The organism is Ilumatobacter nonamiensis YM16-303 (assembly GCF_000350145.1).
GTDB classification, from domain to species: Bacteria; Actinomycetota; Acidimicrobiia; order Acidimicrobiales; family Ilumatobacteraceae; genus Ilumatobacter_A; species Ilumatobacter_A nonamiensis.
Genome location: NZ_BAOL01000101.1, coordinates 17,244 through 37,248 on the forward strand (window position 1 = coordinate 17,244; position 20,005 = coordinate 37,248).

Genomic DNA, 20,005 nt, shown 5'->3' on the forward strand with positions numbered 1-20,005 from the left:
GTCGGACGTACCAGAACGACGAGGACGCGCTTCTCGGACCGGTCGCGATGTGGTCAGCTGTCCCAGCGGGACTGGCCGAAGCGGTATCCGACCGAACGCACGGTCTGGATCAGGTTGGCGTGTTCCTCGCCGAGCTTCGCGCGCAGCCGTCGGACGTGGACGTCGACCGTGCGGGCGCCGCCGTAGTACTCGTAACCCCACACCCGGCTGAGCAGGATCTCGCGGGTGAACACCTTGCCCGGGTTCTGGGCGAGGAACTTCAGCAGCTCGTACTCCATGTACGTCATGTCGAGCGACCTGCCGCTGATCGACGCCTGGTACGTCTCGAGGTTCAGGGCGAGCGACCCGTACTCGACCACGTCGGCCGACTGGACCTCGGCCTCCGCGCTGAGCAGGTGCCGCAGCCGTGCCTCGAGCTCGGTGGGATGGAACGGGGAGAGGCAGAAGTCGTCGAAGAGATCGTCGCGGTGCTCGAGTTCGGCCAGCTGGTTGCCGGCGACGAGGATGAGCGCCGGAGTCGGCACCGTGTTCTGCTTGCGGACGGTGCGCAGAAAGCTCCAGGCGCCGTCGAGGTCATCGGTCGCGTTCACGATGACGCCCGCCCAGCCACCGACGGGCTCGGCTTCGGCGGCTGCCTCGGTCGTGCCGACCGCCTTCCAGGAATAGCCGGCGAGGTCGAGTGTTCGCGCCAGCTCGGGCGACGCCGGATCGGGGACGACGGCGATCTGGCGGGTCGAATCACTCATGGCTCTACAGCGACCTCAGATAGCGGTCCCGCTCGAACGGCGTGACCTGCGTCTTGTACGCCCGCCATTCGTGGCGTTTGTTGCGGACGAACCACTCGAAGATGTGTTCGCCGAGGGCGCCCTGCACGAGTTCGGAGCGTTCCATGATGATCAGCGCATCGTTGAGCGACTGTGGCAGTTGGTTGATGCCGAGCTTCGCGAGCACGTCGTCGTCGATCTCGAAGAGGTTCGCGTCGGCTTCCTCGGGCAACTCGTAGCCCTCCTCCACGCCGCGCATCCCGGCGGCGAGGATGAGGCTGAACGCGAGGTACGGATTGCACGCCGGATCGGCGGACCGGTACTCGATCCGGGTGGCGAGGGGATTGCCTCGCTTCGCGATCGGCACGCGGATCAGGCCGCTGCGGTTGTCCCGCGCCCAGCTGATGTGGACCGGTGCTTCGAAGTTCGGGACGAGGCGCTTGTAGCTGTTGACCGTCTGGTTGGTGACCGCGGTGATCTCGGCGGCGTGGTGCAACAGTCCGGCCATGAACGACTTCGCCGTGTCGCTCAGGTTGTACCCGTCGTTCTCGTCGTAGAACGCGTTCTCGTCGCCGCGGAAGAGCGACATGTGGAGGTGCATGCCCGATCCCTGGAGACCTTCGAGCGGCTTGGGCATGAAGGTCGCATGAACACCGTTGCGGGCTGCGATCTCGCGCACCGCGAGGCGCAACGTCATCATCGAGTCGGCCATGGTGAGCGCATCGGTGTGGCGCAGGTCGATCTCCTGCTGGCCCGGTGCGTCCTCGTGGAAGCTGAACTCGACGGGGATTCCCATCGTCTCGAGCGTGCGAATCGTCTTCTTGCGCAGCTCCCCGGTGACGTCGTTGGTGGTGTGATCGAAGAAACCGCCGTCGTCGAACGGGACGGGTTCGGCACCCGGGGTCAACGGCTCGAAGTAGAAGTACTCGACGTCGGGTGAGACGTAGAACGTGAGTCCGGCGTCGTGCGCAGCCTTGACGTGGCGGCGCAACACCTGGCGGGGGTCACCTTCGAACGCGGTGCCGTCGAAATGATGGATGTCGCAGAAGATGCGAGCCTCGGGCGCTCCCGGGTCGGCCCAGGGGAGCAGCTCGAAGGTGTCGGGGTCGGGGATCGCGAGGACGTCGGATTCCTGAACGCGGCTGAACCCGTCGATCGACGACCCGTCGAAGGTGAGCCCGTCGCTGAGCGCGTTGTCGAGCTCGGGCGGCGAGATCGCCATGCTCTTCAGGTTGCCGAGGACGTCGGTGAACCAGAGCCGGATCAACCGGACTCCGCGCTCCTCGACCGATCGAAGGACGTACGCCTTCTGCTGCTCGTTCATGTCCACCTCATCACTCTAGAACCGAAGACGGGGTGAGGACTCATGCCCTCACCCCGTCGGAGAATCAACTCTGCGTTGTCGGTGTCACATCGCCGAGCAGACCGTGTCGGTCATGAGGCGGGCGACGACGTAGGGATCCATGTTGCCGTTGGGGCGGCGATCCTCGAGGTAGCCCTTCTTGTCGACCGACACCTGCCACGGAATCCGGATCGACGCGCCGCGATCGGACACGCCGTAGCTGAACTGGTCGTGGCGCTGCGTCTCGTGCGCCCCGGTGAGGCGGTCTTCGACTCCGGCGCCGTAGTTCTTGATGTGCAGGGCGGCCTTCTCGCCGATCGCCTTGCAGCCGGCTTCGATGTACTTGTAGCCGCCGTCCTCGCGCATCTCCTTGGTGGAGAAGTTGGTGTGTGCGCCGGCACCGTTCCAGTCGCCCTTGACGGGCTTCGCATCGATGCTGATGACGACGCCGTAGTCCTCGGCGATGCGGTGCAGCAGCCAGCGGGCGACCCACAACTCGTCGGCGACCTCGAGCAGGCCGCGGGGTCCGACCTGGAACTCCCACTGACCGGGCATCACTTCGGCGTTGATGCCCGACAGGCCGATTCCGGCTGCGAGGCACGCGTCCATGTGCTCTTCGACGATCTGGCGACCGGTGATCGCGTAGTCGCCGACACCGCAGTAGTACGGACCCTGCGGAGCGGGGTAGCCGCCGTCGGGGAACCCGAGCGGGCTGAGGTCGGACTTGAGCATCGTGTATTCCTGCTCGATGCCGAACATCGGCTCGTGCTTCTTGTACTTCTTCGCGGTGCGCGCGGCTGCAGCGCGGGTGTTGGTGGGGTGCGCCTTGCCGTCGACCAGCATCACTTCACACATCACGAGGACGTGCTCGCCGCCACGGATCGGGTCCGGGAACGCACGAACCGGCTTGAGGACACAGTCACTCTTGTCGCCGGTGGCCTGGTTGGTCGACGAGCCGTCGAACCCCCAGATCGGGTAGTCGTCGGTTGGCTCGTCCAGGATCTTCGTCTTCGAGCGGAGCTGTGGGGTGGGCTCCGTTCCGTCGATCCAGATGTATTCAGCCTTGATAGCCACGTTGATTGTCCTCTGATCTCTTGTGAAATGGGGGTGTTCGTGTCTTTGTGCACGGCCGACCCTATCGGCGGGTTCTCAGCCGGTTCCGAAGGCTGCCAGGGCGCAATTGCAGACCTGTTGCCCGATTGTGAACGGCGCGTGAACTGGCTGACGCGTGCGATTCACGCCGCGCTGATCGTGATTTCGACCAGTTCCGGATCGTCGAGGATCTGCTCCTCGGTGAACGCGATGGTCCGCCATTGCTTCTCGCTGAAGCGGATGGTCTGGGCGGCGAAGACGTCGGACTCCCGGTCACCGGTGTTGCCGTACGTCAGGATCGCTGAACCCTCGGGTGCCCCTGATGAGTAGTCGACGACCATCACGAAACTCGTTCCGTCGTTGACCGGGTAGCCATCGCCGCGCAGGTCGCCGTTCGGAGTGATCAACTCGCCCCGCGTCGGCGCGGGCTCGCTCGACGTGTTGAGGTCGGACCACCGGACCACGTTGGTGACGCCGTCGTGACCGGTGCCGCCGTGGATCGGGATCCGCTCGCCGGAGCGTTCGGTGAACTGGGCGACTCCCATCGTGGCGTCGATCTCGAAGCCGGCAGCCGTGATGGTCTGGACGGCCCGGGCGAGCGCGAACACGACGATGGCCGGGTCGGAGGTGAACCCGGCCGGGGTCTCGGTCGGCCGTGCGACGTCGAACGGTTCCGAGAACAGCGGTCCGACCGTGGAGAACGATTCGTCGGGGAACCTGGTCATCGTCTCGCGCCACAGCACGGCGCCGGCACTGTCGAGGTCGAAGCGTCCGTCCCAGCTGTCGAGCACATCGCACGCCGCGGTCAGGTCGACCGTCTCGGCCGGCAGGGCTTCGGTGTCATCGTCGAGCGTGACGGCCTCGACCGGGACCAGAGGCGTGGCCCGGCACGCGGCGACGACCGGCTCGCGCAGGAGCGCGGCGGTTCGCGCGGAGTTGTCGAACGTGGCGGTGCGCAACTCCTCGGCGGAGAAGTCGTCGTCGGGCCCGGCCAGGCCGAGCGGGTTGTCGGCAGCCAGGACCGCAGCGTTCTGTCGAGTCCGCATGGACAGGGGAGCGTCCTGTTGGCCGTGCATCACGGAGAAGTCGCCGTCGAGCGTGAACTCGTTGCTCGGCACCCAGAAGCTGTCGTTCGCGTTGAACACGTAGTCGCGACGTTCCACCTGCGGTTGCTCGTCGAACGGAACGAGTCCGGGGCTGCGGGCGCCTGGGACCACTTCCCACTGGAAGCGGCTGTCCGAACCGTCGAGCAGGATCACCCCGTCGTCGAAGGCGGTTGCGGCGAGGCTCTCGCCGATGAAGCGCTCCTCGGCGAAGAGCTGTTGCGCCTCGGCCGACAGATTCGGCGTGGCCGATGTGTCCGCATACCAGGCCGCGCCTTCCGCCCCGACCGCCACGGTGTTCGACTGCGGGACACCCTGGTGACGGGCCTGTGTGGCCTGGAGGTCGGCGAGGTCCTCGACGTCGAGCAGGTCGAGACCGAGTTCGAGAAAGGCGGTGTTGTCGATGTTCGCGTCCCGATACGTGAGCACCGTGTCGTCGGTCCACCCGACGTCCGGATAGTCGATGATCGGTCCGTATTCGCTGCGGTACAGCCGACGTGTCTCGCTGTCGATCGTGCCGTCGGGGCGCAGGATCTCGACGGTGTGTTCCGCCGAGGTCATCTGCTGCGGTTCGCCATCGACGAAGTAGGTCGTGGGCGCAGCGGGGTCGAGATCGAGCGAGTAGAGCGTGAACCGGTGCCCGGCCGAGGCCGTGTAGGTCCACGCGACTCCCTCGGTGAAACCGGTCCAGATTCCGGGGAGTCCGGCGAACTGGGCGCCGTAGACGTCGAGCGTTCCGGGAACGGTCAGTTGTGTTTCGACGAAACGCAATTCGCCCTCCCACGGGAAGTGCGGGTTCGCGACGAGAGCTCCTCCCTCGCCGCCTTCGATGCGGTTGGCGCCGATCGCCCAGGCGTTCGAGCCGAGGTCCTTCGGCACGAGCGGCGTGAAGTCGGGAACCGACGGCGGTGCTTCGGTCGTCTCGTCGGCTGGAGCGTCGAGCGCGGGTGGCTGCGCGGCGGCGATGTACTCGGTGAGGTTGGCGCTGCTCGCCAGGAGGGCGACCGACCGCGCGTAGGCGTAGATCTCGACGGGTTCGACCGGTCGGATCCACTCCGCCCCGGTGCACCACCCGGCGAGATCGTCACCACCCTCGTCGAGGAGATTCTGGTTCCAGCCGGCCGCGAACGAGTCGAACTGCTCGATGACCTCCGCCGATGCGGATGCGTAGTCGGTCTCGGCGCGCCCCAGGATGTCGATCGACCGCCAGGCGAAATCGCTCTCGACGTTCTCCCCGTTGGCGCCGGGACCGAGATGGAGCGACCGTTCGCCGCGTACTTTCAGGATCTGATCGAGCAGTGTGCAGCCGTACGACTCACCGCTCACGTAGCCCTGTCCGAACGCCACATCGGACAGGTCGTGACCGCTGATGTGCGCAACGCCGTCCGTCGTCCTGCGGACGACCGCCTCGAAGGTCGGCGGGACGATCGTGGTGGTCGTCGTGGTGGTCGTGGTCGTGGTGGTGGTCGTCGTCGTCGTGGTGTCGGGCGACGTGGGAAGCGGGATCGACTCGGGCCCACTTCCCGGGTTGCACGCCGCAGCGAGGACGCTGATCACGACGACCGTCGCGATGGACTTCGTCGTCGCCCTGACCCTGCTGTGCACGACGACCCATAGTGCCAGATGAACCGACGTTCGGTTGAGCGAGAACCGCCGGGACGTCCGGTTTCGTCGAGAAGTCGACGCCGCGTGGGCTCGGCGCCGCCCGGAACGGCCCGATGGTGGGCAATCGTCGCCGGGTAGTGTCGGCGCCGTGACGGTTCTCCGAGTTGCTCTGGCCCAGCTCAACCCCACTGTCGGCGGCCTCGACGGCAACCTCGCGATGCTGAACGACGCCTACGACGAAGCCGAGGCTGCCGGCTGCGACATCGTGGCGTTTCCGGAGCTGTCACTGACGGGATATCCGCCGGAGGATCTCGTGCTCAAGCCGGGTTTCGTCGAGGACAACTTGGAGGCGCTCGACGCCTTCGCGAGCCGGACCCGCCGGTGTGCGGCGGTCGTCGGATTCGTCGACCAGGATCGCGATCTCTACAACGCCGCTGCCGTGTGTGCGGGCGGTGAGGTTCTCGGCAAGTTCCACAAGCGACTCCTGCCGAACAACACCGTGTTCGACGAGCAGCGCTACTTCACGGCCGGGTACGACTCCGATCCGCTCGAGCTGTACCTCATCGGTGGGGTCAAGGTCGCGGTGTCGATCTGTGAGGACATCTGGAGCCCGGTCGGTCCGGTCGCCACGCAGGCCGCGGCAGGGGCCGAGTTGAACATCAACATCAACGGCTCGCCGTACGCCGTCGGCAAGGGCGCCCGACGCGAGCGGATGCTCGCCACCCGTGCCGCCGACTCGCACTGCTCGATCGTGTACGTCAACCAGGTCGGCGGACAGGACGAGTTGGTGTTCGACGGTGGCTCGCTGGTGTTCGATCACGAGGGGACGCTGCTCGCGCGGGCTCCCCAGTTCGCCGAGTCGGTCACGATCGTCGACGTCCCGGTCCCGCCCGTGTACCGCAAGCGATTGCTCGATCCGCGCGGACGGATCACCGAGGAGATGCTTCCGATCGTCGAGGTCACCACGGAACCCGCTTCGTCGCCGGTCGTGGTCGAGACGCCGGTCAGCGAACCGTTCGACGACGACCGCGAGCTGTACGACGCGCTCGTGCTCGGAACCGGTGACTACTGCCGCAAGAACGGGTTCACCGACGTGGTGATCGGTTTGTCGGGAGGCATCGACTCGACGATCGTCGCCGCGATCGCCGTCGACGCGCTCGGTGCCGACCACGTCCACGGAGTGTCGATGCCGTCGCGCTATTCGTCGGACCACTCGAAGTCGGACGCTGAGCGGCTCGCGGAGAACCTCGGGATCGACTTCCGGACGATCTCGATCGAGCCGGCGTTCAGTGCCTACCTCGACATGCTCGAGCCGTCGTTCGCCGACCGGGAGCCGGGGCTCACCCTCGAGAACATCCAGTCGCGCTGTCGCGGGCAGGCGCTGATGGCGTTGTCGAACGAGTTCGGGTGGATGGTGCTCACCACCGGGAACAAGAGCGAGGTCGCGGTCGGATACTTCACGATCTACGGCGATTCGGTCGGCGGGTACGCGGCGATCAAGGACGTGCTGAAGACGCGGGTGTACGAGCTGTGCCGCTACGTCAACCGTCGGGAGGGACGCGAGATCATCCCCGAGAACGTCATCACGAAACCGCCGTCGGCCGAGCTGCGACCCGACCAGCGCGACGACGACAGCCTTCCGCCGTACGAGGTGCTCGACCCGATCCTCGAGCTGTACGTCGAGGACGATCGCACGGCCGGCGAGATCATCGAACTCGGCCACGACGAGGACATGGTGCGGCGCGTGACCCGGCTGGTCGACATCGCCGAGTACAAGCGTCGCCAATGCCCGCCTGGGGTGAGGGTGAGTCGCAAGGCATTCGGCAAGGACCGCCGCATGCCGATCACCAGTCACTACCGCGGCTGAACCGGATCGGTAGTTTGCGGCGATGACATCGTTGCCGTCCCTCGACGTCGAGTTCGTGCGGACGCAGTTCCCGGCGTTCGGATCACCGGAGAACGACGGAACGTGTTTCTTCGACAACGCCGCCGGTTCCTACGCCTGCCGGCAGACGATCGACGCGCTCACCGACTTCTACACGCACACGAAGGTGCAGCCGTACTCGCCGTTCGGTCCGTCCGAGCGCGCCGGTGAACTGATGGACCGATCCCGGGAACGCTGGGCGGAGGCGCTCGGTGTGGACACCGACGAGGTCGTGTTCGGACCGTCCACGTCGATGAACACCTACGTGCTCGCACAGGCCTTCGGACAGTGGTTGAGCGCCGACGACGAGGTGATCGTCACGAATCAGGATCACGAGGCGAACACCGGGAGCACGCGACGGATGGCCGAGCGCCTGGGCTGCCCCATGCACGAGTGGCGCACGAACCCGGACACGGGACTCCTCGACGTGGCCGACCTCGAAGCGTTGCTCAACGAACGGACCCGGCTCGTCACGGTGCCCCATGCGTCGAACATCGTGGGCCAGGAGAACGAGATCGCCCGGATCTGCGAGCTGGCGCATGCGGTTGGCGCGCGGGTGATCGTCGACGGTGTGTCGTTCGTTCCACACGGCATCCCTGACGTCGCGGCGCTCGGCGCCGACGTGTACCTGTTCAGCCTCTACAAGGTGTACTCGGTCCACCAGGGCGTGATGGTCGTGCGCCGTGAACTGCTGAACGAGCTCCCGAACCAAGGCCACTTCTTCAACGACTCGGTGCCCCACGCTCGGCTGAACCCGGCCGGTCCGGATCACGCTCAGGTCGGGTGTGCTGCCGCAGTGCTCGACTACGTGGAAACGCTGCATCGCCACCACGGCGGCGACCCTGCCGACTCTCTTCGGCGAGCGTGTGCCGACGTGTCCGAACTGTGGCAGGCACACGAGGACGCCCTGACCGTCTCGCTGCTCGATGCGGTTGCGGGGAACGACCGGTTGCGGCTGCTCGGTCCGGCCGTGCTCGACGTGAACGACGGTCATCGCTGTCCGACCGTCGCGGTCTCGCCGACGTCGATCGAACCCGAGGCGTTGCAGGACGCGCTGATCGCCCGCGGCGTGCAGACGACCGCCAACCACTTCTACGGATGGCGGTGCCTCGACGGCATGGGTGTCGACCCCGAACGCGGAGCGTTGCGGCTGTCGTTCGTCCACTACACGACCGAGGCGGAGGTCGACCGCGTGATCCAGGCGCTCGACGAGATCGTCGGCTGAGCCAGCAGCACTGGGTCGATCCGCTCGCGGTGGACAACACTGGCGGGATGCCCGACGACTCGCCGGCCCCGATCGCGTTCGATGCCGGCCTGCGCGCGCGGATGCAGGAGCGGCTGGACGCTCACGACCGCCTCGAGTTGCCACTCGAGGGACGACGCCACGCCGCGGTGGCGATCCTGTTGGTGGACTCCGACGTCGGTGCCGACGCCGAGGATCCGTTCGAGTTCTCGGACGAGGACATGGGGGTGATCCCCGGATACAGCGGAGGACTCGACGGGCGGATGGCCGATGTGGCGGGAGGGGCGGCGTTCGTGCTGTGCCGTCGGAGTGCGGGTCTGAACACGCACGCGTCGCAGTGGGCGCTGCCCGGTGGACGGATCGACGCCGGTGAGTCGGTGGTCGAAGCTGCGTTGCGCGAGACGCGCGAGGAGGTCGGGGTCGACCTCGGCGAGTCGGCGGTCCTCGGTGTCCTCGACGACTACGTGACGCGGTCCGGGTACGTGATGACCCCGGTGGTCGTCTGGGGAGGCGAGGACCTCGAACTCGACCCGAACCCCGACGAGGTGTTGGCCGCGTACCGGATCGGGTTGCACGAACTCGCCCGTCCGGACTCGCCGCGGTTCGTCGACATCCCGGAGAGTGACCGACCGGTGGTGCAGGTTCCCCTCGGTGGCGATCTGATCCATGCGCCGACCGGCGCGGTCGTCGTCAACTTCCGCTGGGTGTGCCTGGACGGTCGATCGAGCGAGGACTCGCGTGTGGCCGACTTCGAGCAGCCGGAGTTCGCCTGGGGCTGACGTCAGCGACCGGAGTGACCGAAGCCGCCGCCGCGGTCGTCGCCTTCGAGATCGTCGGTGACGAGCCACTGCACATGTTCGACGGCTTGGATCACGAGTTGGGCGACGCGGTCGCCCCGCTCGATGGTGTAGTCGCTCGTCGGGTCGGTGTTCACGAGGATCACCTTGATCTCGCCGCGGTAGGCGGCGTCGATGAGGCCCGGACCGTTGACGACGCTGATGCCGTGCTTGAGCGCCATGCCGCTGCGCGGCAGCACGAAGCCGCCGTAGCCCATGGGGATGGCGATCGAGATCCCGGTCGGCACGAGTCCCCGGCCACCCCCGGCCGCGAGCGTGATGCCTTCCCGTGCGAAGAGATCGAGCCCCGCATCGCCTTCGTGCGCGTAGGCGGGGAGCGGAAGCTCGGCGTCGAGTTGAACGATCGGGATCTGCACACTCACGACCGGCGACTGTACCCCCGCCTCTCCACCCCTCACCCCGCCTCTCCACCCTCACCCCGCATCCCCACCCTCACCCCGGTCCCGCCCTGTGCCCACTCCATCCCGTTCCGTCGGAAATTTCGTGGGATCCGGACGCTGGGCGACTCGATCGCTCGAAGTTCGTGCGGCCAACACCGCCTGCCTCGGAAATTTCGTGGGATCCGGACGTGGGGCGTCTCGATCCCACGAAATTTCCCCGGAGCGATGTGATCCGGCGGGTGCGGGTGCGGGTGCGGCAGGGGGTGCGGGTGTGGGTGTGGGTGTGGTCGGGGTGGGGTGGGGTGTCGTGGGGGTGCGGAGGTGAGGGGTGTCGGGGTGGGGCGTAGAGTGGGTTCGTGTGTGAGTGGGGCGACTCGAGGGGGCGGTGGCGGCCATGACTGCGGTGTCACGTCCACCGTCGGTGGACGCTCTCGCTCGGTCGCTGAGCGACTCGGGGCTGCCGCATCCGATCTGCGTCGACCTCGCCCGTGAGGCGATCGCGGACGATGACATCGAGAGCGCTCCCCGCCGTGCCGATGCGTTCCGACGAACGCTGCTCACCGACGTGGTGAACGCGACCGGCGTGTTGTTGCACACGAACCTCGGTCGAGCGCCACTCGCACATCACCAGGACGCGCAGGCACAGACGGTCGAGTTCGACCTGGCCACCGGGGAGCGGGGATCGCGGCAGACGGCGGTCGGCCAGCTCTTCGCCCGCCTCACCGGTGCCGAGGACTCGATGGTCGTCAACAACAACGCCGCCGCGGTCCTGCTCGTCCTCGCCGCGCTCGCCGCGGGCCGCGACGTGCCGGTCAGTCGTGGCGAGAGCGTCGAGATCGGCGGATCGTTCCGTGTTCCCGAGGTGATGGAACAGTCCGGCTGCCGGCTCGTCGATGTCGGAACGACCAACCGGACACGACTGTCCGACTACCAGCGAGCCATCGCGCGACCGGGAACCGACGTCGCGATGGTGATGAAGGTCCATCCGAGCAACTACCGGGTCGACGGGTTCGTCGAGGACACCTCGATCGCCGAACTCGCCACGCTCGACGTGCCCGTGATGGCCGACATCGGCAGTGGACTCCTCGACGCGAACGTCCCCTGGATGAAGGGAGCGCCACCCGCGTGGTTGGCCTCCGAACCGGCCGCGGTGCAGGCGATCGGTGACGGTGCCGACGTCGTGACGTTCTCCGGCGACAAGTTGCTCGGGGGGCCGCAGGCGGGGATCATCGCCGGTCGCGCCGACCTCGTGGACCGCTGCAAGCGGCATCCGCTCGCCCGTGCCCTGCGGCCCGGCGGATTGGTGCTGCGATCGTTGCAGGAGACCGCGCTCACCTACCTCGACCGACGTGCGGCTACCGAGATCGCGTTCTGGCGGATGGTCGACCGCCCACTGTCCGAGTTGGGTGCCGCCGCCGAACGCATCCGTGCCGCGCTCGCAAACGACCACGGAGTCGACCCGGATCGCCTGTCGGTCGAGGAGTCGCTCGCGCTCCCCGGCGCGGGGTCCGCACCGGGGATCACCATGCCGTCGCGTGCACTCGTCGTCGACGGCGACCACCTCGCCGCCCTCCGCTCGGCACCCGTTCCGGTCATCGCCCGGACGCGCGACGGGCGGACGTATCTCGACCTGCGGGCGATCGATCCGTCGCAGGAGCCGCACGTCGTCGCCGCTCTGGCCGCGGCGTTGGCCGACGCATGACCGTCGTCGTCACGGCCGGCCACGTCGACCATGGGAAGTCGTCGCTCGTGCTCGCGCTCACCGGGACCGATCCGGACCGATTCGAGGAGGAGAAACGGCGCGGCCTGACGATCGACCTCGGGTTCGCCCACACCGTGCTGCCGTCGGGGACCGAACTCAGCTTCATCGACGTTCCCGGTCACGTGAAGTTCCTCCGCAACATGCTCGCCGGGGTGGGCGGGGTCAACGCATGCGTGTTCGTCGTCGCGGCGACAGAAGGCTGGAAGCCGCAGTCCGAGGAGCACCTGCGGATCCTCGAACTGCTCGGCGTCGAGTTCGGGATCGTCGCCCTGACGAAGGTGGACCTGGTCGACGACGATCTCCTGGAACTGGCGCAGATGGACATCGTCGACCACGTCGAGGGGACGTTCCTCGAGAACGCACCGGTCGTCCCGGTCGCGGCGACGGCGGGTGAGGGAATCGACGAGATGCGCGCGGCGATCGACACCCTCGTCGAACGCAGCGGCGCCGTGGCCGACCGTGGGCGACCGCGATTGTGGATCGACCGGGTGTTCGCCGCGAAAGGAAGCGGAACGATCGTGACCGGAACGTTGGTCGGAGGAGCGATGGTGTCCGACAGCTCGATGCACGTCGTTCCGCTCGATCGCGACATCCGGATCCGATCGATCCAGACCGCCGGTTCGACGGTCGAACGGATCGGCCCGGGCAATCGGGTTGCGCTCAACCTCAGCGGGACCGATCACCACGAACTGTCGCGCGGTGATGCGGTGATCGAACCCGACCGGTGGCACCTCACCGACCGGGTCGACGCCTCGCTCGACGTGCTCGCTTCACTCGATCACGAGGTCTCGCGCCGAGGTGCGTTCGTCGCGTACTTCGGCTCGGGCGAGCACCCGGTGAAGTTGCGAGTCCTCGGCACGGAATCGCTCGCGCCGGGGACGACCGGTGCCGTGCGGCTGTTCCTTCCGGCCGAGCTTCCGCTGCTCCCCGGTGACCGCTACATCCTGCGCGAGTCGGGTCGCGATGAGACCGTGGGCGGCGGCGAGATCCTCGACATCGCACCGGTCGTGCGCGCGTCGCGTGCGGCCCCGGACCGGTCCGTCGACCGTGTCGTCCGTGAACGGGGCTGGATCCGAGCCGACGAACTCGAGCGGCTGACCGGGGAGGTGGTCGAACCGTCACTCGGCGACTGGGTGACGACGCCCGAGGCACTTGCGGACACGGTTCGCGCGGTGGTCGAGCGAGTCGTCGAAGCCGGTGACGCCGGGGTCGACCTCGCGGTGTTCGACGAGCGCGAGCGAGCTGCGATCGAATCGAGCGACGAGATCGTCGTCGAGACCGGACTGGTCCTTCCCGCCGATGCGGTGGACCCGTACGTCGACCACCCGTTCCTCGACGAGTTGCTGGCCGGAGGCTTCACCCCGCCGGCCCCGGACGACGTCGACCGCAACGACATCCGCGAGTTGGCCCGGCGCGGTCACATCGTGCAGCGCGACGGCATCGTGTTCCACACCGCGACGATCGACGCGGCCGCCGACGTGGCGGCGGATCTGTTGCAGCAGTTTCCCGACGGGTTCACCGTTGCGGCGTTCCGTGATGTGACCGGAGCGAGCCGGAAGTACGTGTTGCCGTTGGTGTCGGAACTCGACAGTCGTGGCATCACCCGGAGGCGGGACGACGTGCGGATCGGCGGCCCGCGGCTGCCGGCGCGCTGACCGGGGTCGGCGGGTTCAGGCGCCGTTCGAGGCGTTCTCGTCGGACGCCTGGTCGTCAGCGGTCGGGTCGTCCGAGGCATCGGCATCGTCCGACTTGTTGCGACGCTCGCGGTAGTCGCGAGCGGCACCTTCCAGCGGTTCGACTTCGAGCGTGACGCCGTCGATCGCGGCGACCCGGACAGGATCTCCCGCGGTGAGCGGAGTCGCCCGGTTCGTGAGTGCCCGCCAGCGACCTTCGCCGACTTCGACCACGCCCTCCGGATCGACGTCGGACACGGCGACTCCCTCCTCGCCGATCATCCATTCGCGACCGATCGTGGGCGTGGCGAACCGGGTGCGGACCATGTTCGGCATTCCGACGATGAAGGTCAGGGTGATGCCGCCGACGCCCGTCAGCAGTGCGATCCATGACGGCCGCAGCGATGTGCCGGGCAGGCTCTCGAACAGGAACAAGCTCGCGACGATCGTGCCGGCGATGCCCACTCCGGTCCAGAACCGGGGGATCCCGACCTGTACGTCGACGGCGAACGCCAACATCGACAGCAGGATCAGCGCGACCGCCCACGGCCGGGTCGGGAGAACACCGAGACCGCTGCATGCGAGGACCACGCACACGGCGCCGACCGCCGCAGCGACCCCGATTCCGGCGGTGAAGAACTCGAACACGAGGAGCGCCAGACCGGTGAGCAGCAGTAGGTAGGCGACCGGCGGACTCGCGACCGTGTGGAACATCTGCTCGACCAGGGGCAGCTTCGCGAACCGCACCGTCGAGGTGGTGTCTCGGCGCAACTGCCCGCTGTCGGTCGTGACCTCCTTGGTCGTCTCCAACGTCCGCCCCTCGATCTCCCGGCCATCGAGAACCTCGACCATGCTCGTGATCGTCGGGACACCCACGTCCTGGATCTCGGTGAACACGGTGAGCGCGCGTGCTTCGTTCAGCCCGACGGAGCCGTTGCGCAGCACGTCCTGGGTGGCACCCTCGAACCCTGCGTCGCCGATCGGTTGGCCCACGTAGCCGATCCGTGCACCGGGCGCCATGCCGGTCACGTCGGCCACGGTGAGGAGTTGGGCGGCCGGTCCGTAGAAGCGGGCGCCGTTGGGTCCGACCCAGATCGCGATCGGCACGTCGGTCGTCGCAACATCGTCGATCAGGTTCTCGAGCTCGTCGTCATCGACGACCGTGCCCCGCGAGTTCACCTGGAGGATCAGCGCCTGGGAGCCCTGTTCCTCGGCGCGCTCGATCGCCCCCTGGATCGAATCGACGAGGATCGGGTCGATCAACCCGCTGACCTGCAGGACGTCGACCCGGGGGATGTCGATCCCCGCGTCGGGTGCGGGATCGGTGTCGGACTGGGCCGTTGTGGGGGTGCCGAGCAACATGAGCCCGGCCAAGGTGACGAGCAGGCCGATCGCTAGTCTGCGCACGAGTGCCTCCGGAGAGCGAGAACCCCTCGCGGTCGTTGACCGCCGCGAACGTCGTGGTGTTCGCCGGGAAGGGTGGGGTAGGGAAGACAACGGTAACGGCAGTCGTCGCCCGTGCGGCAGCCCGATCCGGCCGGCGCGTGCTCGTGATCGAGCTCGATGGCAAGCTGGCCCTCGACGAGCTGCTCCCGGAACGTGACGGAGAACACGTGACCGTCGTCCACCTGTCGGCCCCCGAGGCGCTGGAGGAGTATCTGAACGACCACGGATTCCGGCGGATCGCCAAGCGGTTGAACCGCACCGGCGTGATCGACATGGTCGGAACGGCCGCACCGGGCATCGACGACATCGTGGTGCTGGGCAAGGTCAAGCAGTACGAACGCTCGGGGGAGTACGACCTCATCGTGGTCGACGGTCCTGCCGCCGGGCACGCCGTGAGTTTCCTGATGTCCGCGTCGGGACTGGCCGATGCGGTACGCGGCGGCCCGATCCGGTCGCAAGCCGATGCGGTGCTCGAGCTGCTCGCCGACCCGGAGCGGTGCATGGCGGTCCTGGTGACGCTCCCGGAGACGACACCGGTCAACGAGACGATCGAGACCGCGTACGCGCTGGAGGAGAATGTCGGAATCCGTCTCGGACCGGTGGTGGTCAACGGGGTCGACGCGGGCACGGAGTTGCCCGAACCGGATGATGTGGAAGCCGCCTTCGCCGGAGCGGACCTCGATCGGCCCACGCAGGACATGCTCCGCGACGCAACCGCGTTCCGACGGGCGCGACGTGCCGTCGAGAGCGAGGCGTTGGATCGCCTGTCGGAACGGTTGCCGCTCGGCCAGATCCAGCTGCCCGCGCTCCCGGTGGCTGGGCTGTCGGCGGAGGACATCGACGCGTTGGCCGACGACATGCTGTCAGGAGTGGACGAGTGACGGATCCTGAACTCGACGCCGAACTCGATTCCGGCGTCGAGACCGCGCCGCCGGCGGCGTCGCTGCGCGAGGTGGTCGAGCGGTCGGACGTGCTCGTGTGCTGTGGGTCGGGCGGGGTCGGCAAGACCACCTCGGCCGCCGTGATCGCGATGGACGCGGCCCGATGTGGGCGGCGCGTGGTCGTGGTCACGATCGACCCGGCGCGACGACTCTCCGACGCGCTCGGACTCGAATCCGGGCTCTCGGCCGAGCCGCAGCGGATCGACCTCGACCAGGACGTGCACGTCGAGGGCGAGATGTGGGCGATGATGCTCGACACCGCGGCGACGTTCGACGGCCTCGTGCGCACGTACGCCGATGACGAGGAGCAGATCGAGCGGATCCTGACGAACGGCTTCTATCGCAACATGGCGAGCGCCATGAGCGGGACCCAGGAGTACATGGCGGCCGAGACCCTGCACGCCCTGCACCATGACGACCGTTTCGACCTGGTCGTCGTCGACACCCCGCCGAGCCGCAATGCGCTCGACTTCCTCGATGCGCCCGGGGTGCTGTCACGGTTCCTCGACCATCGGATCTTCAAGCTCGCGATGTTGCCGACCCGGAGCGGGTTGAAGGTGCTCGGTTCCGCGGCGCAGCCGATCTTCAAGGCGATCGGCAAGGTCGTCGGATCGGACGTGCTCGCCGACTCGCTGGCGTTCTTCCAGGCGTTCTCGGGGATGGAGACCGGCTTCCGCGAGCGCGCGGACGACGTCGTGGCGTTGCTCCGTGCCGACCGCACGTCCTTCGTCGTGGTGGCCTCACCCAGGCGCGACACGATCACCGAGGCCGTGTGGTTCGCTCGCCAGCTCGCCGACCAGGGTGTCGGCGTCGCCGCGGCGATCGTGAACCGGGTCCAGCCGGAGTTCGGCGAGATCGAGGAGCCGGCCCGTGCCACCGATGGTGACGACGTGCTCAGCTCGCTGTGGGCGAACGTCGCGGAACTCCGAGCGGTCCGGACGGCCGAACTCGCAGCGCTCGCCCCGCTCGTCGAACTCACCGAGCCCGCACCGGTTCAGGTGGTTCCGCTCCTCGGCGACGACGTCCACGACCTCGACACGCTCGAGCAACTCGGCCATCACCTGTTTCCCGCGACCTGACCGAGCCGGGCAGTCACCGTGCCGGTCTGAACCTCGCACGCCGTGCGCGGGTAGGTTGGCGGGGTGCACATTCTGCTAGCCACCGATGCCGATTGGATCGTCGACGAGGTCACCAACGCGCTGGGTGGAGACGACGTGAGCTTCACCGTGTGTCGTGAAGGTCGGGTCGTGACCGAGCAGATCGAGCAGCGCACGCCCGACCTGGCGATCTTCGACCTGCAGATCGGCTCCATGGGGGGCATGGCCGTCACGATGGCGCTGCGCCTCGATGAATCGGCCGATCTGCTCCCGCACGTGCCGGCGCTGATGCTGCTCGATCGCGTCGCCGACGTCCATCTCGCGCGCCGGAGTGGCGCCGAGGGGTGGCTGATCAAGCCGCTCGACTCGCTGCGACTCAAGCGTGCCGCGAGGGCGGTCGCCGCCGGCGAGTCGTACGCCGAAGGTGTCCCGGTCGACGCCGCTCCCGTCGAACCGATGATCGAGTTGGGTGACGACGAGTCCGACGACACAGCGGAATCGTCCGAGGAAGAAACGGTCGACGCCGGATAGCATCGTGAGCCGCTACGGGGTGTAGCGCAGCTTGGTAGCGCGCCACGTTCGGGACGTGGAGGCCGGGAGTTCAAATCTCCCCACCCCGACCAACGAGTCGTCGCGTCCGATCCGGACCGACGGCTCGTTTCGTCAGCTCGGGTCGACGGTGGTCGTGGATCCCGCGAGCACGTCGCCCGCAGCATCGAGCGCCCGAACCTCGAGCGTGTCGGAGCCGTCGAGGACGCCGGGATCGAGATCGATCCGGGTCTCGAAACCCTCAGCCCGGACGGTCTCGACCGCCACATCGTCGGCCAGCACCTCCCAGCGGTCGACCTCGGTCGCACCGTTCCAGCTGACACTGATCGCGCCGGCATCGACGACCGCGGTGGGCGGCTGTGCGGGTCGTCCGATCCACTGCGTCGAGAACAACCGGTAGCTCCCGGTCCCGACGTCGATCGTCCCGGTCGGGTTCGCGTCGTCGTCGAAGCGGGTGGCGAGGCCCAGCTCGCTCCACATGGCGAGGGCTCCGTCGTCGACCTGGATCGATCCCTGGGTGCCGGTGTAGACCGGCGGGTCCGCGGCCAAGACGGCGACCGCTTCCGCAGAGTCCCCGTCCTCGCTCAGCTCGTAGACGACTCCGCGCGATGTCGGATCGTCGCGCTCGACGCCGTTGTCGAAGATGGACAGCGTTCCGTCGGGGAGGAAGCGCGCGTGATGCGGATAGCTGATCCCCATGTCGTCGCCGACGTCGACGGAGTTGGCGTCACCGCCGAGAATCCAGACGGGATCACCGGTGGCTCGATCGAGCTCCATCACCTGCGAGGTGTGCCGGAGGGAGATCAGGACGTTGCCGTCCGGACTCTCGGCGACGGAGTTGATGTGGGCATAGTCGATGACGGCGCCCTCGAGGTCGTCGATCCGGGTGTCGGCGATCGGGACCTCGTCGACGCTGTGCCATTCGAAGTAGACGTCGCCGGTGTCGAGGTCGATCTCCTGCACGACGGAGTCCAGGACGGTCGCGACGTCGGGGCCTCCGTCGTCGGTGAGGTCCATGGTCACCGGGTGGTACGCGACGACCAGAGCGGTCCCGCGATCGGTCAGCGTCAGGTCGTGGATGTCGGCGGGAATCCCGTTGGCGCCCGGGATCCGGGTCACCTCCGTGTACGTGGAGTCGACGACGATCCACTCGCCGACGTACTTGCCGCGACCGAACGGTGCCGTGCCCTCGAACCACGCCAGTACCGGTTCGCCATCGATCTCGTGGACGGCGAGGTTGCCGACGGACGTGTCCTCGTCGGGCGCCGGCTGCCACCACACCAGCTCACCCGTGTGGTCGATGATCGACGCGCCCACCGTGCTGTCGCCGAGGGGTTGCGGCGTCGCGAGGAAGACGCCGGAACCGACGTCGCCGTCGACCGTCGCCCGGGGCACCCGGACATCGGGCATCGACGCGAACTCCAGCACCTCGGGATCGGGAAGGTCCGACGGTGCACCAGTCGGCAGTTCGTCGGGCGGGTCGGGATTCACTGCGACGGTGAAGCCGATTCCGTCGACGGCGCCGTCGTCATCGTTGCTGAGCACATCGACGCTCGTGCTGATGGCGACGTCTTCGCCGGGATCGAACGGTTGCGCCGGTCGAAACGAGACGCCCTCGCCGTCCGGATGATCGACGAGTGCACCGTCGTGCTCACCCGACGCGGAACCTGTCACGACGAGGTCGTCGAAGTCGTCGGCCGTCGCACCGCGGAAGCTGATCGTCGTTGCTGCGTTCGCTGCCCGGCTGTCGTCGATCGGGTACATCGCGACCGAATCGGTGTCGTCGTCCTGAAACACACATCCCGCGAGCGCCATCGCGGGAACGGCCACCGCAGTGAGCGACCGGCTGATGCGTCGTCGGCGAGGCATCGCGACATCATCTCACTCCGGACAGGCCGACCTACGCTGTGCGCGCATGGACTTCGCCGAACTGCAGGACGTGATCGACCGGACGTATGGCGACCGGGATCGTGAGCGTGGAACCGCGCCGACTGTGGCGTGGCTGTGCGAGGAGGTCGGCGAACTCGCGCAGGCGGTGCGCAAGGGATCGCGTGAACAGCAGATCCACGAGTTCGGCGATGTCGTCGCCTGGGTGGCGACGCTCGCGAATCAGCAGGGCATCGACTTGAACGAAGCCGCCGCCCGATTCGCCGAAGGTTGCCCCAAGTGCGACGCCCTGCCCTGCACCTGCTGACGTGCCATCGGGTGTCTGACACCCGATGGCACG

Annotated in this window: 16 protein-coding genes and 1 tRNA gene; 10 read left to right on the forward strand and 7 right to left on the reverse strand. The window is 67.6% G+C overall.

The genetic code is table 11. The features are described from left to right. Positions 1-53: 53 nt before the first annotated feature. The 4 genes from ON45_RS23905 to ON45_RS11205 all read right to left on the reverse strand — a co-directional run bounded on the left by ON45_RS23905 (position 54) and on the right by ON45_RS11205 (position 5,906). Positions 54-746, reverse strand: a complete 693-nt coding sequence (locus ON45_RS23905; protein WP_051062913.1) for a winged helix-turn-helix domain-containing protein — start codon at positions 744-746, stop codon at positions 54-56. 4 nt (positions 747-750) lie between these two features. Continuing rightward, complete coding sequence (locus ON45_RS11195; RefSeq protein WP_040493950.1) at positions 751-2,088, reverse strand: glutamine synthetase family protein; 1,338 nt, start codon at positions 2,086-2,088, stop codon at positions 751-753. An 84-nt stretch (positions 2,089-2,172) separates the two neighbouring features. Further along, positions 2,173-3,180 carry a glutamine synthetase GlnII gene (gene glnII, locus ON45_RS11200; RefSeq protein WP_040493916.1) on the reverse strand — a complete coding sequence of 336 codons (1,008 nt, stop codon included), beginning with the start codon at positions 3,178-3,180 and terminating at the stop codon, positions 2,173-2,175. A 161-nt stretch (positions 3,181-3,341) separates the two neighbouring features. Next, on the reverse strand, positions 3,342-5,906 hold the full coding sequence (locus ON45_RS11205) for a penicillin acylase family protein (RefSeq protein ID WP_051062914.1): 2,565 nt from the start codon (positions 5,904-5,906) through the stop codon (positions 3,342-3,344). A 148-nt stretch (positions 5,907-6,054) separates the two neighbouring features. On the opposite strand from ON45_RS11205, the gene ON45_RS11210 reads away from it, so the two are divergent. Genes ON45_RS11210 through ON45_RS11220 form a run of 3 tightly spaced genes read left to right on the forward strand, consistent with a single transcriptional unit; the run spans position 6,055 to position 9,852 of the window. Next, positions 6,055-7,773 carry an NAD+ synthase gene (locus ON45_RS11210; RefSeq protein WP_040493918.1) on the forward strand — a complete coding sequence of 573 codons (1,719 nt, stop codon included), beginning with the start codon at positions 6,055-6,057 and terminating at the stop codon, positions 7,771-7,773. 22 nt (positions 7,774-7,795) lie between these two features. Next, on the forward strand, positions 7,796-9,055 hold the full coding sequence (locus ON45_RS11215; protein WP_040493920.1) for an aminotransferase class V-fold PLP-dependent enzyme: 1,260 nt from the start codon (positions 7,796-7,798) through the stop codon (positions 9,053-9,055). 47 nt (positions 9,056-9,102) lie between these two features. Further along, the gene (locus tag ON45_RS11220; protein ID WP_040493922.1) at positions 9,103-9,852 is read left to right on the forward strand and encodes an NUDIX hydrolase; all 750 of its coding nucleotides are present in this window, start codon (positions 9,103-9,105) and stop codon (positions 9,850-9,852) included. A gap of 2 nt (positions 9,853-9,854) precedes the next feature. On the opposite strand, the gene dut is transcribed toward ON45_RS11220, so the two are convergent. Continuing rightward, entirely contained in the window at positions 9,855-10,292 is a 438-nt protein-coding gene (dut, locus tag ON45_RS11225) for a dUTP diphosphatase (protein ID WP_083914795.1), read from the reverse strand. A 412-nt stretch (positions 10,293-10,704) separates the two neighbouring features. Here dut and selA point away from each other — a divergent pair, with 412 nt between their 5' ends. Then, positions 10,705-12,012, forward strand: a complete 1,308-nt coding sequence (gene selA / locus ON45_RS11230; RefSeq protein WP_040493926.1) for an L-seryl-tRNA(Sec) selenium transferase — start codon at positions 10,705-10,707, stop codon at positions 12,010-12,012. After that, on the forward strand, positions 12,009-13,727 hold the full coding sequence (gene selB / locus ON45_RS11235; protein WP_040493928.1) for a selenocysteine-specific translation elongation factor: 1,719 nt from the start codon (positions 12,009-12,011) through the stop codon (positions 13,725-13,727). The genes selA and selB overlap by 4 nt, the downstream gene beginning before the upstream one ends. A gap of 15 nt (positions 13,728-13,742) precedes the next feature. Here the strand turns inward: selB and ON45_RS11240 are convergent, their stop codons facing one another. After that, the gene (locus tag ON45_RS11240; RefSeq protein WP_040493930.1) at positions 13,743-15,152 is read right to left on the reverse strand and encodes an NfeD family protein; all 1,410 of its coding nucleotides are present in this window, start codon (positions 15,150-15,152) and stop codon (positions 13,743-13,745) included. 56 nt (positions 15,153-15,208) lie between these two features. Between ON45_RS11240 and ON45_RS11245 the strand changes: the two genes are divergently transcribed. From ON45_RS11245 to ON45_RS11260, 4 genes are all read left to right on the forward strand, one after another. Then, positions 15,209-16,072 carry an ArsA family ATPase gene (locus ON45_RS11245; protein ID WP_241432193.1) on the forward strand — a complete coding sequence of 288 codons (864 nt, stop codon included), beginning with the start codon at positions 15,209-15,211 and terminating at the stop codon, positions 16,070-16,072. Beyond that, the gene (locus ON45_RS11250) at positions 16,069-17,211 is read left to right on the forward strand and encodes an ArsA family ATPase (RefSeq protein WP_051062916.1); all 1,143 of its coding nucleotides are present in this window, start codon (positions 16,069-16,071) and stop codon (positions 17,209-17,211) included. Before ON45_RS11245 ends, ON45_RS11250 begins: the two co-directional genes overlap by 4 nt. 63 nt (positions 17,212-17,274) lie before the next feature. Further along, positions 17,275-17,760 (forward strand): response regulator, encoded by a 486-nt coding sequence (locus tag ON45_RS11255; RefSeq protein WP_040493932.1) that lies wholly within the window; start codon positions 17,275-17,277, stop codon positions 17,758-17,760. 15 nt (positions 17,761-17,775) lie between these two features. Then, a tRNA-Pro gene (locus ON45_RS11260) sits at positions 17,776-17,852 on the forward strand. Between the two features lie 40 nt (positions 17,853-17,892). Here ON45_RS11260 and ON45_RS11265 read toward each other — a convergent pair. Next, positions 17,893-19,647, reverse strand: coding sequence for an arylsulfotransferase family protein (locus ON45_RS11265; protein WP_083914800.1), 1,755 nt, complete (start codon positions 19,645-19,647; stop codon positions 17,893-17,895). 46 nt (positions 19,648-19,693) lie between these two features. Between ON45_RS11265 and ON45_RS11270 the strand changes: the two genes are divergently transcribed. Continuing rightward, positions 19,694-19,972 carry a MazG nucleotide pyrophosphohydrolase domain-containing protein gene (locus ON45_RS11270; RefSeq protein ID WP_040493936.1) on the forward strand — a complete coding sequence of 93 codons (279 nt, stop codon included), beginning with the start codon at positions 19,694-19,696 and terminating at the stop codon, positions 19,970-19,972. The last annotated feature ends 33 nt before the right edge of the window (positions 19,973-20,005 follow it).